The 26,898-nt window shown below is 40.8% G+C and carries 2 protein-coding genes and 1 pseudogene; 1 reads left to right on the top strand and 2 read right to left on the bottom strand.

All coding sequences use genetic code 11. The features are described from left to right. Positions 1–246: 246 nt before the first annotated feature. Positions 247–10,410, bottom strand: a complete 10,164-nt coding sequence (locus BSR19_RS11815; RefSeq protein WP_197092243.1) for an Ig-like domain-containing protein — start codon at positions 10,408–10,410, stop codon at positions 247–249. Between the two features lie 573 nt (positions 10,411–10,983). Here BSR19_RS11815 and BSR19_RS11485 point away from each other — a divergent pair. Then, positions 10,984–11,515: pseudogene (locus BSR19_RS11485) on the top strand (transposase); the annotation flags it as partial. 45 nt (positions 11,516–11,560) lie between these two features. On the opposite strand, the gene BSR19_RS07350 reads toward BSR19_RS11485, so the two are convergent. Further along, positions 11,561–26,839, bottom strand: a complete 15,279-nt coding sequence (locus BSR19_RS07350; protein WP_156246919.1) for an SspB-related isopeptide-forming adhesin — start codon at positions 26,837–26,839, stop codon at positions 11,561–11,563. Positions 26,840–26,898 lie beyond the last annotated feature (59 nt).

Consider the following 26,898-nt stretch of genomic DNA (forward strand, 5'->3'; position numbering starts at 1 on the left):
TATAAATAATTATAAAGACTCTAACATTTGTAAAAATATTCTATTGAAATTCAAAATACTAATAATTCAAAAGAAAAATAATTGGGCTAATCTCTCTTATTCAATTTTATATCTAATATTTTAATGTAAGTAAAAATCATCGTTCAATAGACACAAAAGAGACCCACCCCTTATGGGATGAGTCTCTTTTTCGAAAACTGAAATAGTCTAACTAACTATATTGAGGGATTTAACCTATTAACTATTTTAGTCTTCTTTTTTGCGTTTTCCTACTAAACCAAGTCCAGCTGCCGCAAGAATTCCACCAAGGACTACGCCACCGATAGATACTTCGTCTCCTGTTTCTGGAAGTGTAGAAGCATCTTTTTCAGTTGATGAAATGTTTGCTCTTGCTTTAAGGTTCATATGATTAGCTAAAGTTGTTGATGACTCAACTTTACCATTTAGTGATGGTTTAACAACTGTTGGAGTATTCTCAGAACCCTTACCATTGTTGAAGGAATCTACTGTTCCACTTGTTGTGGCAAACATTGGAGCACTAGCTCCTGAAACGTTACCTGCTAGGTCTGTCGCTCTAGCTGTCACGCTACCTTCTGGAATGTTAACTGTTGGAACTACCACTGCGAGACCTGTTTCATCAGCTGTCGCTTCACCAATCTTATTGCCGTCTTTATCGAACAATTCAACCTTAGAACCTGGTTCTGCAATAACATCGATTGGAGTACGAGTGCCCGCCTTACCTGTAAGATCAGTATTCACTACTGGTGCGTCTGGCGCTATCGTATCAGTTCCCTTACCTACAGTCACTGATGTTGGGTTAGAGGTGTTGCCTGCATCATCTGTTGCAGTGACAGAAACTGTGTCACCTTCCTTCAAACCGCTGACTGGTACACTGAAGTTACCATCTTGATCAGCTTTAGCCGATACTTTAGAGCTATCTGGAAGCGTTACTTCTACTGTTGAGCCTGCTTCGGCTGTTCCTGTTACTGCTGTAGTGCCTGCTTTAACTGGGTTTACAACTGGTGCTGATGGAGCTGTCGTATCAGTTCCCTTACCTACAGTCACTGATGTTGGGTTAGAGGTGTTGCCTGCATCATCTGTTGCAGTGACAGAAACTGTGTCACCTTCCTTCAAGCCGCTGACTGGTACACTGAAGTTACCATCTTGATCAGCTTTAGCCGATACTTTAGAGCCATCTGGAAGAGTGACTTCTACTGTTGAGCCTGCTTCGGCTGTTCCTGTTACTGCTGTAGTGCCTGCTTTAACTGTGTTCACAACTGGTGCGTCTGGCGCTATCGTATCAGTTCCCTTACCTACAGTCACTGATGTTGGGTTAGAGGTGTTGCCTGCATCATCTGTTGCAGTGACAGAAACTGTGTCACCTTCCTTCAAACCGCTGACTGGTACACTGAAGTTACCATCTTGACCAGCTTTAGCCGATACTTTAGAGCCATCTGGAAGCGTTACTTCTACTGTTGAGCCTGCTTCGGCTGTACCTGTGATTGCTGTGTCACCAGCTTTAACTGTGTTCGCTACTGGTTTAGCTGGAGCTGTTGTATCAGTTGTTGCTACCATTGGATCGCTGGCATCTGAAGTGTTTCCTGCTGGATCTGTCGCTTTCGCTGTCACATTACCGGCTGGAATTGCTACAGTTGGTGTGATCGTAGCTTTACCATTTTCATCAGCTGTTGCTTCACCAATCTTGTTGCCGTCTTTATCGAACAATTCAACCTTAGAACCTGGTTCTGCACTCACTTCAACCGGAGTCTTAGTACCTGCTTTGTCAGTAAGGTCTGTAGCGACAACTGGTTTAGCTGGAGCTGTTGTATCAGTTGTTGCTAGCATTGGATCGCTGGCATCTGAAATGTTTCCTGCTGGGTCTGTCGCTTTCGCTGTTACATTACCGGCTGGAATTGCTACAGTTGGTGTGATCGTAGCTTTACCATTTTCATCAGCTGTTGCTTCACCAATCTTGTTGCCGTCTTTATCGAACAATTCAACCTTAGAACCTGGTTCTGCACTCACTTCAACCGGAGTCTTAGTACCTGCTTTGTCAGTAAGGTCTGTAGCGACAACTGGTTTAGCTGGAGCTGTTGTATCAGTTGTTGCTAGCATTGGATCGCTGGCATCTGATGTGTTTCCTGCTGGGTCTGTCGCTTTCGCTGTTACATTACCGGCTGGAATTGCTACAGTTGGTGTGATCGTAGCTTTACCATTTTCATCAGCTGTTGCTTCACCAATCTTGTTGCCGTCTTTATCGAACAATTCAACCTTAGAACCTGGTTCTGCACTCACTTCAACCGGAGTCTTAGTACCTGCTTTGTCAGTAAGGTCTGTAGCGACAACTGGTTTAGCTGGAGCTGTTGTATCAGTTGTTGCTAGCATTGGATCGCTGGCATCTGATGTGTTTCCTGCTGGGTCTGTCGCTTTCGCTGTTACATTACCGGCTGGAATTGCTACAGTTGGTGTGATCGTAGCTTTACCATTTTCATCAGCTGTTGCTTCACCAATCTTGTTGCCGTCTTTATCGAACAATTCAACCTTAGAACCTGGTTCTGCACTCACTTCAACCGGAGTCTTAGTACCTGCTTTGTCAGTAAGGTCTGTAGCGACAACTGGTTTAGCTGGAGCTGTTGTATCAGTTGTTGCTAGCATTGGATCGCTGGCATCTGAAGTGTTTCCTGCTGGGTCTGTCGCTTTCGCTGTTACATTACCGGCTGGAATTGCTACAGTTGGTGTGATCGTAGCTTTACCATTTTCATCAGCTGTTGCTTCACCAATCTTGTTGCCGTCTTTATCGAACAATTCAACCTTAGAACCTGGTTCTGCACTCACTTCAACCGGAGTCTTAGTACCTGCTTTGTCAGTAAGGTCTGTAGCGACAACTGGTTTAGCTGGAGCTGTTGTATCAGTTGTTGCTACCATTGGATCGCTGGCATCTGAAGTGTTTCCTGCTGGATCTGTCGCTTTCGCTGTCACATTACCGGCTGGAATTGCTACAGTTGGTGTGATCGTAGCTTTACCATTTTCATCAGCTGTTGCTTCACCAATCTTGTTGCCGTCTTTATCGAACAATTCAACCTTAGAACCTGGTTCTGCACTCACTTCAACCGGAGTCTTAGTACCTGCTTTGTCAGTAAGGTCTGTAGCGACAACTGGTTTAGCTGGAGCTGTTGTATCAGTTGTTGCTACCATTGGATCGCTGGCATCTGATGTGTTTCCTGCTGGATCTGTCGCTTTCGCTGTTACATTACCGGCTGGAATTGCTACAGTTGGTGTGATCGTAGCTTTACCATTTTCATCAGCTGTTGCTTCACCAATCTTGTTGCCGTCTTTATCGAACAATTCAACCTTAGAACCTGGTTCTGCACTCACTTCAACCGGAGTCTTAGTACCTGCTTTGTCAGTAAGGTCTGTAGCGACAACTGGTTTAGCTGGAGCTGTTGTATCAGTTGTTGCTACCATTGGATCGCTGGCATCTGATGTGTTTCCTGCTGGGTCTGTCGCTTTCGCTGTTACATTACCGGCTGGAATTGCTACAGTTGGTGTGATCGTAGCTTTACCATTTTCATCAGCTGTTGCTTCACCAATCTTGTTGCCGTCTTTATCGAACAATTCAACCTTAGAACCTGGTTCTGCACTCACTTCAACCGGAGTCTTAGTACCTGCTTTGTCAGTAAGGTCTGTAGCGACAACTGGTTTAGCTGGAGCTGTTGTATCAGTTGTTGCTACCATTGGATCGCTGGCATCTGAAGTGTTTCCTGCTGGGTCTGTCGCTTTCGCTGTTACATTACCGGCTGGAATTGCTACAGTTGGTGTGATCGTAGCTTTACCATTTTCATCAGCTGTTGCTTCACCAATCTTGTTGCCGTCTTTATCGAACAATTCAACCTTAGTTCCTGGTTCTGCACTCACTTCAACCGGAGTCTTAGTACCTGCTTTGTCAGTAAGGTCTGTAGCGACAACTGGTTTAGCTGGAGCTGTTGTATCAGTTGTTGCTACCATTGGATCGCTGGCATCTGAAGTGTTTCCTGCTGGGTCTGTCGCTTTCGCTGTTACATTACCGGCTGGAATTGCTACAGTTGGTGTGATCGTAGCTTTACCATTTTCATCAGCTGTTGCTTCACCAATCTTGTTGCCGTCTTTATCGAACAATTCAACCTTAGAACCTGGTTCTGCACTCACTTCAACCGGAGTCTTAGTACCTGCTTTGTCAGTAAGGTCTGTAGCGACAACTGGTTTAGCTGGTGTACTTGGATCTTTTACAGTTACTTTAACTGGAACTTCATCCTTAGATCCGTCTGGGTATGTTACCACTACTGTCGCATCTTTTTCACCTGGTGTTGTTGTGTCCACTGGTGTCTTGAACTCTACAGTTGTGCCTTTAGGAAGATCATCTACATTACCGATTGAATCTTTAGCAGATGGTTTATCTCCTGGTTTAACAGTTTGATCTTTCGCTACTGGAGTGTTCTTATCTGCATCTGTAGCTGGTGCACTTGGATCTTTTACAGTAACCTTAACTGGAACTTCATCTGTAGTTCCGTCTGGGTATGTCACAACGACTGTTGCGTCTTTTTCACCTTCTGTAGCAGTATCTACTGGTTTCTTGAATGCAAATGTTGTACCACTTGGTAGATCTCCTGCGTTACCAATTGAGTCTTGTGCAGTTGGTGTTGAACCTGGAGTTACTGTTTGTGCCTTAGCAGTTGGATCATTCTTTTCCGCATCGCTACGTGGGTCTTTTACAGTAACCTTAACTGGAACTTCATCTGTAGTTCCGTCTGGGTATGTCACAACGACTGTTGCGTCTTTTTCACCTTCTGTAGCAGTATCTACTGGTTTCTTGAATGCAAATGTTGTACCACTTGGTAGATCTCCTGCGTTACCAATTGAGTCTTGTGCAGTTGGTGTTGAACCTGGAGTTACTGTTTGTGCCTTAGCAGTTGGATCATTCTTTTCCGCATCGCTACGTGGGTCTTTTACAGTAACCTTAACTGGAACCTCATCTGTAGTTCCGTCTGGGTATGTCACAACGACTGTTGCGTCTTTTTCACCTTCTGTAGCAGTATCTACTGGTTTCTTGAATGCAAATGTTGTACCACTTGGTAGATCTCCTGCGTTACCAATTGAGTCTTGTGCAGTTGGTGTTGAACCTGGAGTTACTGTTTGTGCCTTAGCAGTTGGATCATTCTTTTCCGCATCGCTACGTGGGTCTTTTACAGTAACCTTAACTGGAACTTCATCTGTAGTTCCGTCTGGGTATGTCACAACGACTGTTGCGTCTTTTTCACCTTCTGTAGCAGTATCTACTGGTTTCTTGAATGCAAATGTTGTACCACTTGGTAGATCTCCTGCGTTACCAATTGAGTCTTGTGCAGTTGGTGTTGAACCTGGAGTTACTGTTTGTGCCTTAGCAGTTGGATCATTCTTTTCCGCATCGCTACGTGGGTCTTTTACAGTAACCTTAACTGGAACTTCATCTGTAGTTCCGTCTGGGTATGTCACAACGACTGTTGCGTCTTTTTCACCTTCTGTAGCAGTATCTACTGGTTTCTTGAATGCAAATGTTGTACCACTTGGTAGATCTCCTGCGTTACCAATTGAGTCTTGTGCAGTTGGTGTTGAACCTGGAGTTACTGTTTGTGCCTTAGCAGTTGGATCATTCTTTTCCGCATCGCTACGTGGGTCTTTTACAGTAACCTTAACTGGAACCTCATCTGTAGTTCCGTCTGGGTATGTCACAACGACTGTTGCGTCTTTTTCACCTTCTGTAGCAGTATCTACTGGTGTCTTGAACTCGTATGTTGTTCCACTTGGTAAATCTGCAACATTACCAATTGAATCTTGTGCATTTGGTGTTGAACCTGGAGTCACTGTTTGAGCCTTAGCTGTTGGATCATTCTTATCCGCATCTGTACGTAATCGAGTTGCTTCAACTGGATCACTTGCAACTGATGTATTACCAGCAACATCTGTCGCTGTCGCTGTCACATTCCCTGCTGGAATATCAACGGTTGGCGTAATCGTTGCTTTACCATCTGCTCCTGCTGTCGCTTCACCAATCTTGTTACCATCTTTATCATAAAGGGCAACAGTTGAACCTGGTTCTGCGCTCACTTCAACTGGAGTCTTAGTGCCGGCTTTACCGGTAAGGTCTGTAGCGACTACTGGTTTCGCTGGCGCTTCTGTATCTGCGCCAGTAGTTGCCTTAGCTGGAGCACTTGGATCTGAGGTGTTTCCTGCTGGATCGGTCGCTGTCGCTGTTACATTACCTTCTGGGATGTCGACTGTTGGGGTAATGGTTGCTTTACCATCTGCGCCTGCTGTCGCTTCACCAATCTTGTTACCATCTTTATCGTAAAGAGCAACAGTTGAGCCTGGTTCTGCGCTTACTTCAACCGGTGTCTTAGTGCCTGCTTTACCTGTAAGGTCTGTAGCGACTACTGGTTTCACTGGCGCTGTAGTGTCTGTCGCTACTTTAGGATCACTTGCGTCTGATGTGTTACCCGCTGCATCTGTCGCTTTGGCTGTTACATTACCTACTGAAATATCAACGGTTGGCGTGATGGTAGCTTTGCCATCTGCGCCTGCTGTCGCTTCACCGATCTTGTTGCCATCTTTATCGTAAAGGGCAACAGTTGAGCCTGGTTCTGCAGTTACTTCTACTGATGGCTTAGTGCCTGCTTTTCCTGTAAGATCTGTATTCACTACTGGTTTCGCTGGGGCTGTAGTGTCTGTCGCTACTTTAGGATCACTTGCGTCTGATGTGTTACCCGCTGCATCTGTCGCTTTGGCTGTTACATTACCTACTGAAATATCAACGGTTGGCGTGATGGTAGCTTTGCCATCTGCGCCTGCTGTCACTTCACCAATCTTGTTGCCATCTTTATCGTAAAGAGCAACAGTTGAACCTGGTTCTGCACTGACTTCAACTGGAGTCTTAGTGCCGGCTTTTCCTGTTAGGTCTGTATTCACTACTGGTTTCGCTGGGGCTGTAGTGTCTGTCGCCACTTTAGGATCACTTGCGTCTGATGTGTTACCTGCCGCATCTGTTGCTTTAGCTGTTACATTTCCTGCTGGAATATCAACTGTTGGTGTGATGGTTACTTTACCATTGCTAGCAGCCGTTCCTTCACCAATCTTGTTGCCATCTTTATCGTAAAGAGCAACAGTTGAGCCTGGTTCTGCAGTTACTTCTACTGATGGCTTAGTGCCAGCTTTTCCTGTAAGGTCTGTATTCACAACTGGTTTCGCTGGGGCTGTGGTGTCTGTCGCCACTTTAGGATCACTTGCGTCTGATGTGTTACCTGCCGCATCTGTTGCTTTAGCTGTTACATTTCCTGCTGGAATATCAACTGTTGGTGTGATGGTTACTTTACCATTGCTAGCAGCCGTTCCTTCACCAAGCTTGTTGCCATCTTTATCGTAAAGAGCAACAGTTGAGCCTGGTTCTGCAGTTACTTCTACTGATGGCTTAGTGCCAGCTTTTCCTGTAAGGTCTGTATTCACAACTGGTTTCGCTGGGGCTGTGGTATCTGTCGCTACTTTAGGATCACTTGCGTCTGATGTGTTTCCTGATGGGTCAGTTGCTTTCGCTGTTACATTACCTACTGGAATATCAACTGTTGGCGTGATGGTTACTTTACCATTGCTAGCAGCCGTTCCTTCACCAATCTTATTACCGTCTTTATCGTAAAGAGCAACAGTTGAGCCTGGTTCTGCGCTCACTTCTACTGATGGCTTAGTGCCTGCTTTACCTGTGAGGTCTGTATTCACTACTGGTTTCGCTGGAGCTGTTGTATCTGTCGCTACTTTTGGATCACTTGCAACTGATGTGTTACCTGCCGCATCTGTTGCTTTAGCTGTCACATTTCCTGCTGGAATATCAACGGTTGGGGTAATGGTTGCTTTACCATTTTCTCCCGCTGTTGCTTCACCGATCTTGTTGTTATCTTTATCGTAAAGGGCAACAGTTGAGCCTGGTTCTGCACTCACTTCAACTGATGGCTTAGTGCCAGCCTTTCCTGTAAGATCTGTATTCACTACTGGTTTATCTGGAGCTGTGGTGTCTTTTGCAGGTGTAACTAAGTATGCAGCAGCAATTTTATCTACTGATTTATCAGGATAAGTAATAGTAACATTACCCTTTTCATCCGCAACGTATGTTGTTCCTTGTGGAAGCGCAGTATTCGCGTCTCCAACCGTTTTTTCAATAGCTGCCTTCTCAGTTGCACTTATATTATTAGGATCAGCAACTTCTACTTTTGCTCCTCCAGGAGTTGGCTCATACTTCTTAGCTGTCTCAAGAACGGTAATTGTAAGATTTCTCGTTACTACTTTACCATTTTTATTTCTAACAGCATAGGTAGCAGTGGAACTACCTGCAGACTGCGTCATATCAACATTACCACGATAGTATGCCTTACGCTGTCTATAAGTATTTGAGCCAGCTGTATCCAGAAAACCACCATTAGAATCATTCGTATATGCTAGTCCTTTTGCCAAATAAGGATTATTAGGAATCCAAAATTTTTCAACTGACGGTGATCCTGCTGCTTGAATTGTTACATTGACAGGATCACCCGGGTAAACTGTAAGATGTGACTCGGTAACCAAAAGTTGAGTGTAGTTATCACCACTAACTCCTCCACCTACATAGGTCAACGGTGTTTTTGTAACTGTAATCGGTGCACTCTTAGCTGACTCACTTCCACCTGCTGGTGTTGAGGTAGCTGTAATTTCTCCTTCTGGAAGGCTATTTGTTGGATGGATTGTTGCTACACCTTGCTCATTGGCCACTGCTTCACCGATCACTACGCCATCATTGTTGTAAAGTTTGACAGTTGAACCTGCTGTTGCATTTACAGTCACATCAGCTGGTGTACTTGCTTTACCATTAAGATTTGAAGTAATTTCTGGAACCTGACTTGCTGGTGCAACTGGTTTTGGTGTTTCACCTTGAACTTCAAAAGTAATTGTCACTTCTTGTGGAGCTTGATTATAATGAGCTGGGTAAGTAACCACTACGGTTTTTGTATAAGTACCTGCTTGTGTAGCAGTTGGAGCTTGGCCGTCTTTCCATGCAAATGTTGTTGCACCACGATAGTTATTTGGGAATTCTGGTGTTCCAGCTTTATTGGTTACATAATTAGCCGGAGTAGCATCAAAACTTCCACCAACTTTTGCAGTATACTTTTCTTTGACTGCTACTGCTTGGAATTTTGAACTTTCATTATCAATGAAGTTATCCGCATAACCAGTCATAATATTCGTTCTTCCGCCAATAACTCCTGTTCCTTGCATACCTGCAACATAGTCAAGTGGCTTAGATTTATCTACGATTGGTGTGTCAAATGTAATCGTCCACATAACATTACGAAGTGCATTATTATCCGCTGTCATCGTATACAAAGCCTGTGAACGTTCTGCTGTTTGAGCCGCTACCGCTGCTTCATTTCCTTTAATTGCTGGATTTTTTGTATCTTTGTAAAGTTGAGTCAAACGCTTTGTCATTTCAGCGCCAGTATAGGTATTCATTCTACCATTTTGACCCATTAAGTATGATCCATCGTTATCCTTCCAGTAATTACGTGTATTGACTACTTTTCCATTTTTGTCAGTTTGAACAACGTTCCAGTTTGTTGGTGCCCCAACAGAATCTTTAGGAATCGTAAAGTAAACATAACCGCTAGCGGAATTTGCTTTTCGACCAGGATTATCAAGAACAGTCCAATGAAGAACATTATTAGCCTTATCTACTTCGTAGCTAATCTGTACGTAATCTTGAACATTTTCTTTATTAGAATAATCAAGATTTTGTGCACCATCTGACGCACGTGTTTCAGTTGATGCTGAACGTGTTTCTCCTTGTGCGATACTTCGACGACTACGTACACGAGGCGCATTTGGTGTTTCCGACACAGTAATATTATTTGTATTAGTGATCTCTGAGCTTGCTGTAGTTGAAGATGTTGTAGAAGCTGTAACTGAACGAGATGCCTCTGATGCAGGTACCTCTGATGCAGTTGCTGGTTTTGCAGTTGATACATTTGTTGAGCCTGTAGCTTCTGAAGCAACCGCTTGACTTGTTGATGTCGCTACTGAATTTGCCGGCGCTGAACTTGTAGGCTCAACTGATGTCGCTGCGACTGTTTCAGTGACAGCTGGTGTTACCGTAGTAGTTGAGACACTTTCTGATGCTGTGCTTGGCGAAGTTGCGGCCGGAACTCCTTCACCTTGACTTGCACTTACAGCTGTAGCTGCAACTGTTGCTCCATCAGATGTCGTTTCATCCGCTTGAGCTGTGTGACCAATCATGATCAAAGTACCAAGCAAGACCGAGCAGACTCCAATATTCAATTTACGAATCGAGAAACGACTCTTCTTACTAAAGATATCTTTACCCATATTTCCTCCTAGACAAGTAATCATTAGATTTTGATTACTCTTATCTCTTCTAAAAATAATATAAAATGAATTTCCCTAACGAAAAATATATCATAAAATTAAAATTGAATCAATATTTTACTATCATAAAATTAGTTTTCTCTCTTTTTTTAAAATAACTTAAGCATTATTCTTTTCAAAGTATTTATTTTCTAACACCTTCTTTTTATACAGAACCTATACAACTTTACATATATAATTCAAAGCATAAATCAATAATTGTATTTAAAGTATTTATAACATCTTACAATATCAATATATATTACTTTGTAAAAGTCTTACAATTTTCGAATCATAGAATGATTCTTACCTTTTACACTTTCAACATTTATAGATACACTCATAATTTAACTAAGATCAAGTGTAAATATACATTTTTTTAGATTTATTAATGTAATTAGATTGAAAATATGTCAGTATTTTTAATGGTTTATCTTTCCATAGAACTTTGTTTTTGACTGAATAATTAAAAAATTGCTCTATAATGTCTGTAATAGATAAAACTACTATAGAGATTATAAAGCAGGTATTTTTAAGACTAGAATTGTGATTATGAATCATTTTATCAAAAAATCACGACCCTATCGAGCCTTAAAAAATCATTGACGACTCTTCCAAAAGGACAGCCGTAAGTTATCTCTCACCCCTTTTTACTCAAAGACCTTCCGTCAAACTTTATAACCACATAAAGTCATTGAAAAGACACTGAATTTCTCAGAGGAACTCAGCGACTACTATAATCTTTACCAACTCTTACTATTTCACTTTCAGGAGAAGAGAGTAGATAGGTTCTTTGAGCTGATAGAGAAAACTTGAAGCAAGGTCAATCATTAATTTCAAACATACTTAAGGACTTTTCTTAAACACAAACAATACAAAAAATGTTTTAGAAGCGCAGTATTCGATTACAAAAATAGAAGATGCCAATATACTTAACAAGCATATCAAAGGTTTGAGATTTGGTTTAAAAAATTTTATTAACCTTAGAAAGCCTGTATTCATCACTTTGAACATAACACAAAAAAGACCCACCCCTTTCGGGATGAGTCTCTTTTTCGAAAACTGAAATAGTCTAACTAACTATGTTGAGGGATTTAACCTATGAACTATCTTAGTCTTCTTTTTTGCGTTTTCCTGCCAAACCGAGTCCAGCTGACGCAAGGATTCCTCCGAGAGCCATAGCTGCCATAGACGCATCATCACCTGTTTCAGGGAGTGCTGGTCCTTTAGGAGCTTCTGGTGTAGTTGGTGGTGTCACTGGTGGAACCACTGGAGTTGGAGGAGTCGGTGGTGTTGGAGGCGTAGTTGGTGGTGTAGTAGGAGGTGTGTTTGGTGGAGTTGTTGGTGGTGTATATGGTGGGATAACAGTGTTGTTGAACTCAGTATCTTCTGGCAATTGAGAAGTTACTGTCAAGACTTTACCATCTTTAGTTACAGAAACAACGACTGTAGCTACCATCTTATCGTAGGCAACAGTTACATCGTTACCTTGTACTTCTTCTACAGTGTAGACGTGAGTACCTTCTTCACCACGTTTGTACTCAAGAGCTGAGAACTTGATCTTACCGTTAGCATCATTGCTTACAGTTTCGATCACATTACCCTTGCTATCTTTAAGTACGAAGCTAAACTCACCAGGTTTAAGTTCACGACCTTCAAGTTTCTTAGTGAATTCAAACTCAACCTTAGTTGGGATATTGACTACACGTTTTTCTGTTGGTTTTTCTGGTTTTTCAACAGATTTCTTAGTTGGGTCGTATTGGTGAACGATTTGTGACGCAGTATTTTCGATGTCTACACCATCTTTAGCAGTGCCTTTGATAGTTGCAGGAATATCGAACTTGTAGTAGCGTCCGAATGCCAATTTGGCAGTATCGATCACTTGTGTGTTTTCTGCATCGCCAAGTGACTTAGTAAGGTCAGCTTTAGATGTTGCAGTAATCACACCGTCAACGATTTGGATATCGAACTTAGCTGTCACATCTTCTCCTGTTACAGAGTCGTATGCTTTAATATCAGCAACGTTGATGTTCAAGTTTTCGCTGTCATATTTATCTGTAACACCTACAGATTGGATATTGTGAGCGTCAGTGAAGTTAGTTGTGTCGAGCCATACTTGGTAGACAAACTTATCACCTTTCTTGAGTGTCTTAGTATTGATATTTTCAGCTTCGTTGTTAGCTGTGCTGTCAGCGTAAGGATCCTTGTTAGTATCGCCTACTTTATCTTTCAACTCAGCATCATCGTCAACAAGTTTCATACCAGTGATATCGAATTTCTCTTTAGAAACAACGTATTTCTCTGGTTGGAACTTAGGTTTTTCTGGTGGACGAACAGTGTTGTTAAATTCTTTGTCTGCCGGGTCGTTCACTTTAGTGATAAGAGCTTTCGCTTTACCATCATGTGATACTTCAACAGTAACAAGAGCTTTCATTGAGTCGTAAGAAACAGTTCCGTCAGTACCCTTAACTTCTTCTACAGTGTAGTTGTGAGTACCTTCTTGGCCTTTCTTGAATTCAAGAGCAGCAAATTTAACGTTACCTGCAGCGTCATTCTTAACTGTTTGAAGGATGTTTCCATCTTTATCTTTAAGAACGAAGCTGAATTCGTCCGCTTTAAGTTCACGACCTTCAAGTTTCTTAGTGAAGTTAAATTCAACTTCAACTGGGATGTTAACTACACGTTTTTCTGTTGGTTTTTCAGGTTTCTTAACAGTCTTACTTTGTGGATCGTATTGGTGAACGATTTGTGAGGCTGTATTTTCGATGTCAACACCGCCCTTAGCAGATTGTTTAATTTCTGCTGGGATTTCAAACTTGTAGTAACGTCCGAAGGCGAACTTAGTTGTGTCGATAACTTGTGTATTTTCTGCATCGCCAAGTGACTTAGTAAGGTCAGCTTTAGATGTTGCAGTAATCACACCGTTAACGAGAGTGATATCGAACTTAGCTGTCACATCTTCTCCTGTTACAGAGTCGTATGCTTTAATATCTTTAACGTTAACAGTCAAGTTTTCGCTGTCATATTTATCTGTAACACCTACAGATTGGATATTGTGAGCTTCAGTGAATTTAGTTGTATCCAACCATACTTGGTAGTATACTTTATCACCTTTCTTGAGTGTCTTAGTATTGATATTTTGAGCTTCGTTGTTATCAGTCTTATCAGCGTAAGGATTTGCATTAGTGTCTGCAACCTTATCTTTCAATTCGCTATCGTCATCGAGAAGTTTAACTCCTGTAAGATCGAATTTAGATTCGTTAAGGATGTATTTCTCTGGGTTGAAGTCTGGAGTATCTGGAGGAGTTACTTTGTTGTTGAACTCTTTATCAGCAGCATCTGTCACGTTAGTGATAAGTGCTTTAGCTGTTCCATCATGTTTAACTTCAACTGTAACAACAGCTTTCATACCGTCGTATTGAACTGTGCCATCAGTACCTTTAACTTCTTCTACTGTGTACTTGTAAGTACCTTCTTGGCCTTTCTTGTACTCAATAGCTTTGAACTTAACGTTACCTGAAGCATCGTTCTTAACAGTTTCGATGACATTTCCTGCTTCATCCTTCAATTGGAAGCTGAATTCGTTAGCTTTAAGCTCACGGCCTTCAAGTTTCTTAGTGAAGTTGAATTCAACTGAGATTGGAACGCTGTTTACACGTTTTTCAGTTGGTTTAGTAGGAATTTCTGTCTTCTTAGTTTGTGGGTTGTAGAAGTGAACTACTTGTCCAGCTGTATTTTCAATATCTACACCGCCAGGAACAGAGTCTTTAACAGTGGTTGGGATATCGAATTTATAGTAACGACCAAAGGCAAACTTAGTTGTGTCGATGATTTGAGTATTTGCATCATCTCCAAGTGACTTAGTGAAGCCATCTTTAAGGTTAGCAGTAATCATACCATTTTCAACTTTGATGTCGAATTTAGCTGTTACATCTTCACCTGTTACTGAATCGTAAGCTTTAATAGCTGAAGCATCAAGATCCAATTTAGTTTCATCGTAGTCATCAGAGATACCAACTGTTTGGATGTAATCCTTGTTGTTAGCGTCGAATTTAGTTGTATCGAGCCATACTTGGTAAACAAGTTTTTCACCACGTTTAACAGATTTAGTATTCATGTTTTCAGCTTCGTTGTTTGATGCGTCATCGGCATATGGGTTCGCATTTGTATCTGCGTACTTGTCTGCCAATTCTTTATCATCATCAACGAGTGAGTCACCAGTGATGTCAAATTTCTCTTTGTTCACAACATATTTCTCTGGTTGGAACTTAGGTGTTTCTGGTGGAACCACCTTGTTGTTGAACTCTTTATCGTTAGCGCTTGAAGCGAATCCGCCTGTTGAAGCGTGGTTAACGACAGTTGTGAGAACTTTGCCTTCCTTAGTAACTTCCACTGTTACAGTCGCTTTCATAGCATCGTAAGTGATTGAAGTATCTTTACCAGCTACTTCTTCAACTGTGTAAGTGAATGTCTTACCAAGATCTGCTTTGTTGAACAAGAGTTTTTCAAACTTGATGTGACCATCTTTATCGTTGGTTACTGTTTGAAGAACCTTGTTGTCTTTGTCTTTCAATACAAAGCTGAACTCGCCTGCAGTCAACTCACGTCCTTCAAGTCGTTTAGTGAAGTTGAACTCGAGTGGAACTGGAACGTTGTTTTCACGTGTTTGAGTTGGTTTTTCAGGAGTTGTAACTTTCTTATTGAATGGGTTGTATTGGTGAATTGTTTGGTTAGCTGTATTTTCAATATCTACACCGTCGTTAGCATCAATGTCTTTAACAACAGCTGGAATATCAAATTTATAGTAACGACCAAACTCGAATTTAGTTGTATCGATGACTGGAGTAGCATCTGTTGCACTAATAGCTTTAGTCAAGCTTGCTTTAGATGTACCGTAGAGAACACCATTTTCAACTTTAATATCGAACTTGTCTGTAACATCCTTACCAGTGATACCATCGTAAACCTTGATTTCAGAAGCGTCGATATCGAGCTTAGCTTCTTCGTAGTTGTCTGTGATACCAACTGTTTGAAGGTTGCTTTCTGCAGTGAAGTCACGAGTATCAAGCCATACTTGATAGTAGATCTTTTGACCACGTTTGAGGGTCTTACCATTCAAGTTTTGGATTTCAACTTTATCAGCTGAATCGTCGTCATCAGCAAGTTTGTTACCAATGATGTCGAAGCTTGGTTCTGAAACAACATATTTCTCTGGTTTGAAGTTAGGAGTAACCTCGTTATCGAAGACACGATCGTCACCACCATAAGCATCTCCACCTACTGTAGCGTAAGAGATAACTGTTGACAATTGATCTCCTACTGAAGGTTGGATAACTTGAACAGTAACATTGACTTTCATGTTATCGTAAGTAACAGTTGTATCAGTTCCTTTAACTTCTTCTACAGTGTAGTTGAATGTCTTACCAAGATCTGCTTTAGCATAGTTGATAGTTGAGAACTTAACTTTACCTTCGGCATCATTCTTAACAGTTTCAAGAACATTACCTTTTTCATCTTTCAATTCAAAAGTAAATTCTTTGTCTTGCAACTTACGTCCGTTAAGTGTCTTACCAAAGATCAACTCGATAGCAGTTGGAACGTTGTTAACACGTTTTTCAGTTGGTTTGTTTGGTTTTTCAACAGTCTTAGTAGTTGGGTTGTAGTAGTTTACAACTTGAGCTGCTGTATTTTCAATTTCAGCACCATCGTAAGCACCGTCAGTAACCTTAGCTGGGATGACAAACTTGTAGTAACGTCCAAATTCGAACTTAGTAGTATCGATAATTTGAGTGTTTTCTGCATCGCCAAGTGACTTAGTGAAGCCAGGTTTAAGGTTAGCAGTAATCACACCATTAGCGATAGAGATGTCAAACTTGTCAGTAACATCAGCACCAGTCTTACCATCGTAAGCCTTGATATCAGCTACCTTAACATCCAATTTAGCTTCATCATAATCATCAGTGATACCAACAGTTTGGATGTTATCCTTGTTGTTTGCATCAAATTGATTTGTATCAAGCCATACTTGGTAGTTAATAGTGTCACCACGTTTAACAGCTTTAGTATTGATGTTTTCTGCTTCGTTTTTACCTACGATTTCACCATTTGAAAGTTTCTTACCATCTGAAGAATCCTCATATGGGTTTGCATTTGTTTCAGCGTACTTATCTGTCAACTCTGCATCATCATCAAGAAGCTTAGTACCAGTGATATCGAAGTTACCGTTACCGTTGCTAAGAACGTATTTCTCTGGTTGGAACTTAGGCTCTTCTGGTGGAGTTACACGGTTGTTAAATTCTTTATCCGCAATGTCGCCTACAGTCGCGATAAGAACTTTAGCTGTACCATCGTGTTTAACTGTAACTGTTACATTCGCTTTCATTGTGTCGTATGTAACGGTTGCGTCGCTTCCTTTAACTTCTTCTACTGTGTAGTTGTGTACGCCTTCTTGGCCTTTCTTGAACTCAAGTTTAGAGAACTTAACGTTACCTGAAGCATCATTACTTACAGTTTCAAGAGTCTTACCTTCTGAATCTTTAAGAACGAAGCTGAATTCGTTAGCTTTAAGCTCACGGCCTTCCAAACGTTTAGTGAAGTTGAATTCCACTTCAACTGGAACGTTGTTAACACGTTTTTCAGTTGGTTTGCTTGGTTTTTCAACTTTCTTAGTAGTTGGGTTGTAGTAGTTAACTACTTGAGCCGCTGTATTTTCAATATCCACACCACCAGGTACATCAGCTTTCACTTTTGTTGGGATGTCGAACTTGTAGTAACGTCCAAAGGCGAATTTAGTTGTGTCGATAACTTGAGTGTTTTCTGCGTCGCCAAGTGACTTAGTGAAGCCAGCTTTAAGAGTTGCAGTAATCACACCCTTGTTCACAGCGATATCGAATTTATCAGTTACTTCTGCGCCTGTTACTGAATCGTAAGCTTTGATCTTAGTAGAATCAAGTTCCAATTTAGCTTCATCGTAGTCATCTGAGATTCCTACTGATTGGATGTTGTCCTTGTTAGCTGCGTCGAATTTAGTTGTATCCAACCATACTTGGTAAACCAACTTGTCGCCACGTTTCACAGTCTTGGTATTCAAGTTTTGTTTTTCGTTGTTTGAGGCATCGTCCGCATATGGGTTCGCATTTGTGTCTGCGTACTTGTCTGCCAACTCTTTATCATCATCAACGAGCTTGTCACCTGTGATATCGAATTTCTCTTCAGAAACAACGTATTTCTCTGGTTGGAACTTAGGTTCTTCTGGTGGAGTTACACGGTTGTTAAATTCTTTATCCGCAATGTCGCCTACAGTCGCGATAAGAACTTTAGCTGTACCATCGTGTTTAACTGTAACTGTTACATTCGCTTTCATTGTGTCGTATGTAACGGTTGCGTCGCTTCCTTTAACTTCTTCTACTGTGTAGTTGTGTACGCCTTCTTGGCCTTTCTTGAACTCAAGTTTAGAGAACTTAACGTTACCTGAAGCATCATTACTTACAGTTTCAAGAGTCTTACCTTCTGAATCTTTAAGAACGAAGCTGAATTCGTTAGCTTTAAGCTCACGGCCTTCCAAACGTTTAGTGAAGTTGAATTCCACTTCAACTGGTACGTTGTTAACACGTTTTTCAGTTGGTTTATTTGGTTTTTCAACAGTCTTACTTACTGGGTTGTAATAGTTAACAACTTGTGCAGCTGTATTTTCGATGTCTGAACCACCAGGTACATCAGCTTTAACTGTTGCTGGAATATCAAACTTGTAGTAACGTCCAAATTCAAATTTAGTTGTATCAATGATTTGAGTATTTTCTGCGTCGCCAAGTGACTTAGTGAAGCCAGCTTTAAGTGTTGCAGTCATCACACCATTTTCAACTTTAATGTCAAATTTATCAGTGACATCAGCTCCAGTTACTGAATCGTAAGCTTTGATTGCTGAACCATCTACATCAACTTTAGTTTCATCGAAGTCATCAGTGATTCCTACAGTTTGAACGTTGTCTTTGTTAGTTGCTGAGAATTTAGTTGTATCCAACCATACTTGGTAGTAGATCTTATCTCCGCGGTTAACAGTCTTGGTATTGATGTTTTCTGCTTCGTTGTTACCATCTTTGTCAGCGTATGGGTTCGCATTTGTGTCTGCGTACTTGTCTGCCAATTCTGAGTCATCATCGAGAAGCTTGTTATCTGTGATAGAGAATTTAGCTGTATTCAATACATATTTCTCTGGTTGGAACTTAGGTTCTTCTGGAGGAGTCACACGGTTGTTAAATTCTTTATCCGCAATGTCGCCTACAGTCGCGATAAGAACTTTAGCAGTACCATCGTGTTTAACTGTAACTGTTACATTCGCTTTCATAGTGTCGTATGTAACGGTTGCATCTGTTCCTTTAACTTCTTCTACTGTGTAGTTGTGTACGCCTTCTTGGCCTTTCTTGAACTCAAGTTTAGAGAACTTAACGTTACCAGCCGCATCGTTGCTTACAGTTTCAAGAGTCTTACCTTCTGAATCTTTAAGTACGAAGCTGAATTCGTTAGCTTTAAGCTCACGACCTTCCAAACGTTTAGTGAAGTTGAATTCTACTTCAACTGGAACGTTGTTAACACGTTTTTCAGTTGGTTTGCTTGGTTTTTCAACTTTCTTAGTAGTTGGGTTGTAGTAGTTAACTACTTGAGCCGCTGTATTTTCAATATCCACACCACCAGGTACATCAGCTTTCACTTTTGTTGGGATGTCGAACTTGTAGTAACGTCCAAAGGCGAATTTAGTTGTGTCGATAACTTGAGTGTTTTCTGCGTCGCCAAGTGACTTAGTGAAGCCAGCTTTAAGAGTTGCAGTAATCACACCCTTGTTCACAGCGATATCGAATTTATCAGTTACTTCTGCGCCTGTTACTGAATCGTAAGCTTTGATCTTAGTAGAATCAAGTTCCAATTTAGCTTCATCGTAGTCATCTGAGATTCCTACTGATTGGATGTTGTCCTTGTTAGCTGCGTCGAATTTAGTTGTATCCAACCATACTTGGTAAACCAACTTGTCGCCACGTTTCACAGTCTTGGTATTCAAGTTTTGTTTTTCGTTGTTTGAGGCATCGTCCGCATATGGGTTCGCATTTGTGTCTGCGTACTTGTCTGCCAACTCTTTATCATCATCAACGAGCTTGTCACCTGTGATATCGAATTTCTCTTCAGAAACAACGTATTTCTCTGGTTGGAACTTAGGTTCTTCTGGTGGAGTTACACGGTTGTTAAATTCTTTATCCGCAATGTCGCCTACAGTCGCGATAAGAACTTTAGCTGTACCATCGTGTTTAACTGTAACTGTTACATTCGCTTTCATTGTGTCGTATGTAACGGTTGCGTCGCTTCCTTTAACTTCTTCTACTGTGTAGTTGTGTACGCCTTCTTGGCCTTTCTTGAACTCAAGTTTAGAGAACTTAACGTTACCAGCCGCATCGTTGCTTACAGTTTCAAGAGTCTTACCTTCTGAATCTTTAAGTACGAAGCTGAATTCGTTAGCTTTAAGCTCACGACCTTCCAAACGTTTAGTGAAGTTGAATTCCACTTCAACTGGAACGTTGTTAACACGTTTTTCAGTTGGTTTGCTTGGTTTTTCAACTTTCTTAGTAGTTGGGTTGTAGTAGTTAACTACTTGAGCCGCTGTATTTTCAATATCCACACCACCAGGTACATCAGCTTTCACTTTTGTTGGGATGTCGAACTTGTAGTAACGTCCAAAGGCGAATTTAGTTGTGTCGATAACTTGAGTGTTTTCTGCGTCGCCAAGTGACTTAGTGAAGCCAGCTTTAAGAGTTGCAGTAATCACACCCTTGTTCACAGCGATATCGAATTTATCAGTTACTTCTGCGCCTGTTACTGAATCGTAAGCTTTGATCTTAGTAGAATCAAGTTCCAATTTAGCTTCATCGTAGTCATCTGAGATTCCTACTGATTGGATGTTGTCCTTGTTAGCTGCGTCGAATTTAGTTGTATCCAACCATACTTGGTAAACCAACTTGTCGCCACGTTTCACAGTCTTGGTATTCAAGTTTTGTTTTTCGTTGTTTGAGGCATCGTCCGCATATGGGTTCGCATTTGTGTCTGCGTACTTGTCTGCCAACTCTTTATCATCATCAACGAGCTTGTCACCTGTGATATCGAATTTCTCTTCAGAAACAACGTATTTCTCTGGTTGGAACTTAGGTTCTTCTGGAGGTGTTACACGGTTGTTAAATTCTTTATCAGCAGGGTCTGTCACGTTTGTGATCAAGGCTTTCGCTGTACCATCATGAGATACAGTAACGGTTACAACAGCAGCCATTTCATCATAAGTGACAGTTGCATCTGTACCCTTAACCTCTGTTACAGTGTACTTGTAAGTACCTTCTTGACCCTTCTGGTATTTAAGGGCTGTAACAGTTTTACCAGCTTTATTTGTGTACTCTACTGGAGAGAATTTAATCTTACCAGCTGCATCGTTGGTTGCAGTTGCAATCACAACATTGTCGCTATCTTTCAACTCGAATGTGAATTCGCCAGCTTTAAGGTCACGACCTTCCAATTTCTTAGTAAAGTTGAATTCTACTGAGATTGGAACACTATTTACACGTTTTTCAGTTGGTTTGTTTGGTTTTTCAACTGTCTTGCTTACTGGGTTGTAGTAGTTAACAACTTGAGCTGCTTTGTTTTCGATATCTGCACCAGCTACAACATCGTCTTTCACTGTTGCTGGAATATCAAATTTATAGTAGCGTCCAAATTCAAACTTCGTTGTATCAATGATTTGAGTATTTTCAGCGTCGCCAAGTGACTTAGTGAAGCCAGCTTTAAGGTTAGCTGTAAGAACACCGTTGTTATCAGTGATATCGAACTTGTTAGTAACATCTGCACCAGTTACAGAATCATAAACCTTGATATCTGAAGCATTAACAGTCAATTTATCCTTATCGTAGTTATCTGTGATTCCTACTGTTTGGATGTTGTCTTTGTTAGCTGCATCAAATTTAGTTGTATCCAACCATACTTGGTAGTAAAGTTTTTGACCACGTTCAACTGTCTTGGTATTCAAGTTTTCCAATTCGTTGTTGTTTGTATTATCAACATATGGATTGTTGTTTGTTTCACCATATTTATCTGTCAATTCAGAATCGTCATCAACGAGTTTAGTACCAGTGATATCGAATTTCGCTTTAGAAACAACGTATTTCTCTGGTTGGAACTTAGGTTCTTCTGGAGGTGTTACACGGTTGTTGAATTCTTTATCAGCAGCATCTGTTACGTTGGCAACGATTGCTTTAGCTGTACCGTCGTGTGAAACAACAACTTTAACAGTGGCAACCATTGTGTCGTATTTGACAGTTGTATCTGTACCAGGAGTTTCTTCAACTGTATAGTTGTAAGTCTTACCAAGATCATCGCGACCAAATTTAAGAGTCTTGAAGACAATCTTACCAGCAGCGTCGTTCTTCACGCGTTCAACTTCAACGCCGTCTTTCTTCAATACGAATTCGAATTCGTTAGCTTGAAGTTCACGACCTTCCAAACGTTTTGTGAAGTTCATTTCCACTGGAACTGGAACGCTGTTAACACGTTTTTGTGTTGGTTTTTCAGGTTTTTCAACTGTCTTGCTTACTGGGTTGTAAACGTGAACTGTTTGGTTGGCTGTATTTTCAATATCAGCACCAGCTTTAACAGATTCTTTAACAGTTGCTGGGATATCAAATTTATAGTAACGTCCAAATGCGAATTTAGTAGTATCGATAACAGGGTTGTTTACTTTATCTTTGATAAATTCATCTTTAGAAGTTGCAGTGATTGTACCATTTTCAACTTTGATGTCGAATTTAGCAGTCACGTCTGCACCAGTTACTGAATCGTATGCTTTGATGTCAGCAGCGTTAACGTCCAATTTTTCTGCATCGTATTTATCAGATACACCAACGTATTGGATGTTGTTAGCTTCTGTGAATTTAGTAGTATCAAGCCATACTTGGTATACCAATTTAGAACCGCGTTCAACAGTCTTAGTATTCAAGTTTTCTGGTTCGTTGTTTTTAACACCATCAACATATGGATTTGCATTTGTTTCAGTGTACTCGTTACCAGGTACATCATCGTCGTCATCCATCAACTTGTCACCAGTAATGTCATATTTCTCTTTAGAAACGACAAATTTTTCTGGTTGGAATTCAGGAGGTGTTGGAGGAGTTACTTTGTTGTTGAATTCTTTATCGGCAGTACCGTCAGTAGCATTACCGTTGGCATCAACCCCACCAGTTGAAGATACGTTTGTAACAGTAGTCAATGTGTGACCATTCTTAGCAACTTCAACTGTCACTGTAGCTTTCATTTGGTCGTAAGTCATTCCGAATTCTTTGTTTTCAGGAATTACTTCTTCTACAGTGTAAGTGTGTGTACCAACTTTAGTATTGTCGAATGACAATTCAGAGAAGGTTACGTTACCAGCAGCATCATTTTTAACAGTTTCAACGACCTTACCAGCAGCATCTTTCAATACGAAGCTAAATTCACCAGCTTTAAGTTCACGACCTGCCAATTTCTTAGTAAAGTCGAACTTAGTTACAACTGGAGAAACCACGTAGTTGTTGAACTCTGTGTCTTCTGGCATTGTAACAGCAGTACTCAAGAGACCTGTAGCGGCATCTTTAGTAACTTTAACTTTCACTACTGCGTTCATAGTATCGTAATCGATATTTGTATCGTTACCAGCTTTTTCACGCACAGTGTAAGTGTGTTCACCTTCAGCGCTGTATTCAATAGCATCAAATGTGATTGAACCATCTGCTGCATTTTTCTTAGTTTGGATTACATTGCCATTTTCAAGCAATTCGAATGTGAAGGCATCTGCTTCAAGTACTTTACCTTCAAGACGTTTAGTGAACTTGAATTGAGCTTGAGTAGGAGCAGATGTGAAGGTATTGTTAAACTCTTTATCAGTTGGAAGAGTTGCAACAGCAGTAAGCGCATGACCTGACTTAGTAACAGTAACTGTTACGTTAGCTTTCATTGGGTCATAAGTCATACCTGCTTCAGTTCCTTGAACTTCTTCTACAGTGTACTTGTGGTTACCAACTTGAGCATTTGTAAATGTCAATGCGTCAAATTTAACTTTACCGTTGGCATCATTTTGTTTTGTTTGAAGGACTTTACCATCTTTGTCTTTCAATACAAAGCTAAATTCGCCAGCTTTCAAGTCACGACCTGCAAGAGCTTTGCTGAAGTCAAATTGTGCAGTCACAGGAGCTACAACGTGGTTGTTGAAGATCTTGTCATCAGTACCAGTTGCTTCACCGCCTGTTGAAGTCATTTCAGTCTTAGCAACCAAAAGACCTGTAGCGGCATCTTTAGTAACTGTTACTTTAACTGCGATAGTCATTTCATCGTAGTCTACATCGGCATTGTTGCCCTTCACTTCTTTAACAGTGTAGTTGTAGACACCTTCGCGGTCAAATGACAATTCGCTGAAGTTAATCTTACCGTTAGCTTTGTTAGTTACAGTTTCGTTAACATTGTTATCACCAGTCAATGTGAAGCTAAAGTCACCTGCGTTCAAAGTACCGTTTGAAAGTGATTTATCAAATTCAAGGTTAACTTTAACCGCACCTGGTGTGAATGTATTGTTGAACTCTGTATCTGATGGAAGAGTGTTTGTTGCTTTAAGAACGTGACCTTCCTTAGTAACAGTGATTGTTACTTCAGCCTTCATTGTATCGTAAGTCATACCAGCTTCTTTGTTTTCTGGGATAACTTCTTCTACAGTGTAAGTATGGGTACCAACTTGAGTATTGTCAAAGGTCAAATCATCAAAGGCTACAACACCGGCTTTAGTATTTGTTTTAGTTTGAAGAACTTTACCAGTTGAATCTTTCAATACGAAGCTAAATTCACCGGCTTTCAACTCACGACCTGCGAGAGCCTTGCTAAAGTCAAACTTAGTCTTAACTGGAGCTACAACGTAGTTGTTGAAGACTTTATCATCTGCACTTGAAGCAAATCCACCAGTACCACTGTATTTAACAGAAGCTTGCAAATCACCTTTAGAGTTTTCAGTTACAGTAACAGTCATCTTAACTGTCATACCATCGTAATCGACGTTTGTATCTGCCCCTTTAACCTCAGTGATTGTGTAGATGTAAGTACCAACTTTATTGAAAGTTAAGTTACTAAATGTCGCTTTACCGTTTTTGTTAGTAACAGTTTCTTCATATGAAGGAAGTGATTTGTTTTCATTGACTTCTTTAATCTTGAAGCTGAATTCACCATCAACAAGTACACGTCCTTCAAGTTGTTTTTCAACTTCTGGAGTAACTGTTACAGGTTCTTGCTTCACGTAGTAGTAAACAGGTTGTTTATACGGTGTCAAAGAGTTAAGCAAGTCAACGTTAGTACCGATACCATTTACTCCACGAACCAATTGTTCATTTGGAGAAAGGTGACCAATATTGTCTCCTAAGAATGGTACGAATACAGTTTTATATGGTGTATATCCAGCAGCTTTTTGGAAGTCAAATGGAACTTCTTTACCATTTGCATAGGTTACACCTTTACTATCAGTAAAAGCAATTGTATTAAGAGGTGATTTCTTAACAGCTAATTCTTGTTTGTTGTAATCACCTGGTTTAATTGGTTTCGTTTCTGCTAGCAACATGTAGCCATCAGTGCTCAATGTACCATCAGAACGCTTGCTTTGTTGTTTTGGATCTAGAAGATAAACACGAACAACTACAGTTCCATCTTCACCCACGATTTCTTTAATACGTTTAATTCCTGCACGCTCAGCGTCCATGAATTTCGTACCAACAGTGTAAGGACGGCTTACATAACCTGATTGATCATTTGCATCAGCTGCTTGATAAAGTTTGTATCCATCAAATTGGCGCTCTCCAGATGCTGTGAAGTTTTGACCTTCCATAGCTTTAAGAGTGTATGAAGCCAAGTTTACTTCATTGCCATTTTCTTTATAATCTTGAACAGTTACATCTGTTTTATTAGCGTTAAATGTTGGGTTGTTTTTATCAACTACTTTATAGTAAGTTGTTTTATTAACTGATACTGGAATCTTGGCATTAGTATCTGTAATCGTACGACCGTTATATGCTGGTTCTACAACGTTGATAATATCTGTTGATGTACGAGCAGCATAAACTGCATCATATAATTTTTGTTCTTCAGTAGTAAGGTTATGTCCTGGAGCTACTAAAGCTTGGATACTTGCCCCAACTTCATAACCAAATTGAATAAATGGTTGGTCCGTTTTACCAGGTCCAGTTCCTAAACCTTTATCATAATCTACTTGGAAAGTTAATTCACCTTTAGAAGCAGATTGAGTAGTCGTGAATTTTTGAATACCACTAGAGGCAGTAATTGTTCTTGTTTCAACTACAGAACCAGTGTTTTTGTTGATCAATTCAACAGTCGTATCTGTTGAAGCATCAAATCTCTTGTAAGCACGTACATAGTAGCTTGTATTGTAACGTTCATTGAAGCGAGTAAGGTCGACGATACTATAAGTATAATAATCACCTTCTTTAGCTTGATAACCTGATGGTACTGTTTGCGAACGAACACTTGCACCATTAGGATCCGTCATGTCTGGAGTCGCTTTTTCACCATCTTTAAGATAAGTTTCTACAGAAACCGCCTCAACGTTGTGGTCTGTAACAGCACGACGGTTACGACGGCTACTTCTTGTCGCCAAAGCGCCAGCATTAGTCAAATCAGTAGCTGCGCGGTCAAGCGTTGCACTACGAACTGCTGCTGATCCTACAGAATAAAAACGTGCAGAACCGCGTGTGTTAAGACTTGTAGTTGCTGCCGCAGTTTCGGCTGCTGCTGTTTCTTCAGCTACTGGAGCGGCTGTTGCTGCAGTACGGTTAGCCGCTGTTGCAGCTGGAGTTGCTGCAGTGGCTGTCGCTGAAGCTGTTGTTTCAATCTTGTTGCTAGCTGCATTTGTTGATGCTGCTGTAGCTGGCTTAGCTGTTTCTGTAGCAGCCTTTTCAGTTGGTTTAGCTGCTTCCGAAGCTGGTTTAGCAGCTTCAGATTTTGCAGTTTCTGTAGCTTGTTTGTCAGTTGTCTCTGCGGCAGCCTTATCTGTTGTTGAAGCTTCTGGCGTCAAGTTAAATGTTGACGCAGTTGCCTCAGTTGAAGATACAGCTGCAGTAGGATCTGCTTGAGCTGTAGATGCTGTAGATGTCTCAACCAGGTTTGATGAACTTTCCCCCTCAACTGATGAATCAGGGTTTGATGAAGAAGCGTCAGGCGCTGTTACTTCATCGGCCTGTGCAGTATGAGCGGCAAAGAGTGCCGTTCCTAGCAAGACTGAAGCGACACCAAACGAATATTTACGCAATGAAAATCGTTGACGTCTATTGAAAATGTCTTTCATGTTTAAGTCTCCCTCTTAAAAAAATAGTTAGTTATAGATACATGACTACAAGTTAATTC

The sequence above is a fragment of the Streptococcus salivarius genome, from assembly GCF_009738225.1.
In the GTDB taxonomy this organism is placed as follows: domain Bacteria; phylum Bacillota; class Bacilli; order Lactobacillales; family Streptococcaceae; genus Streptococcus.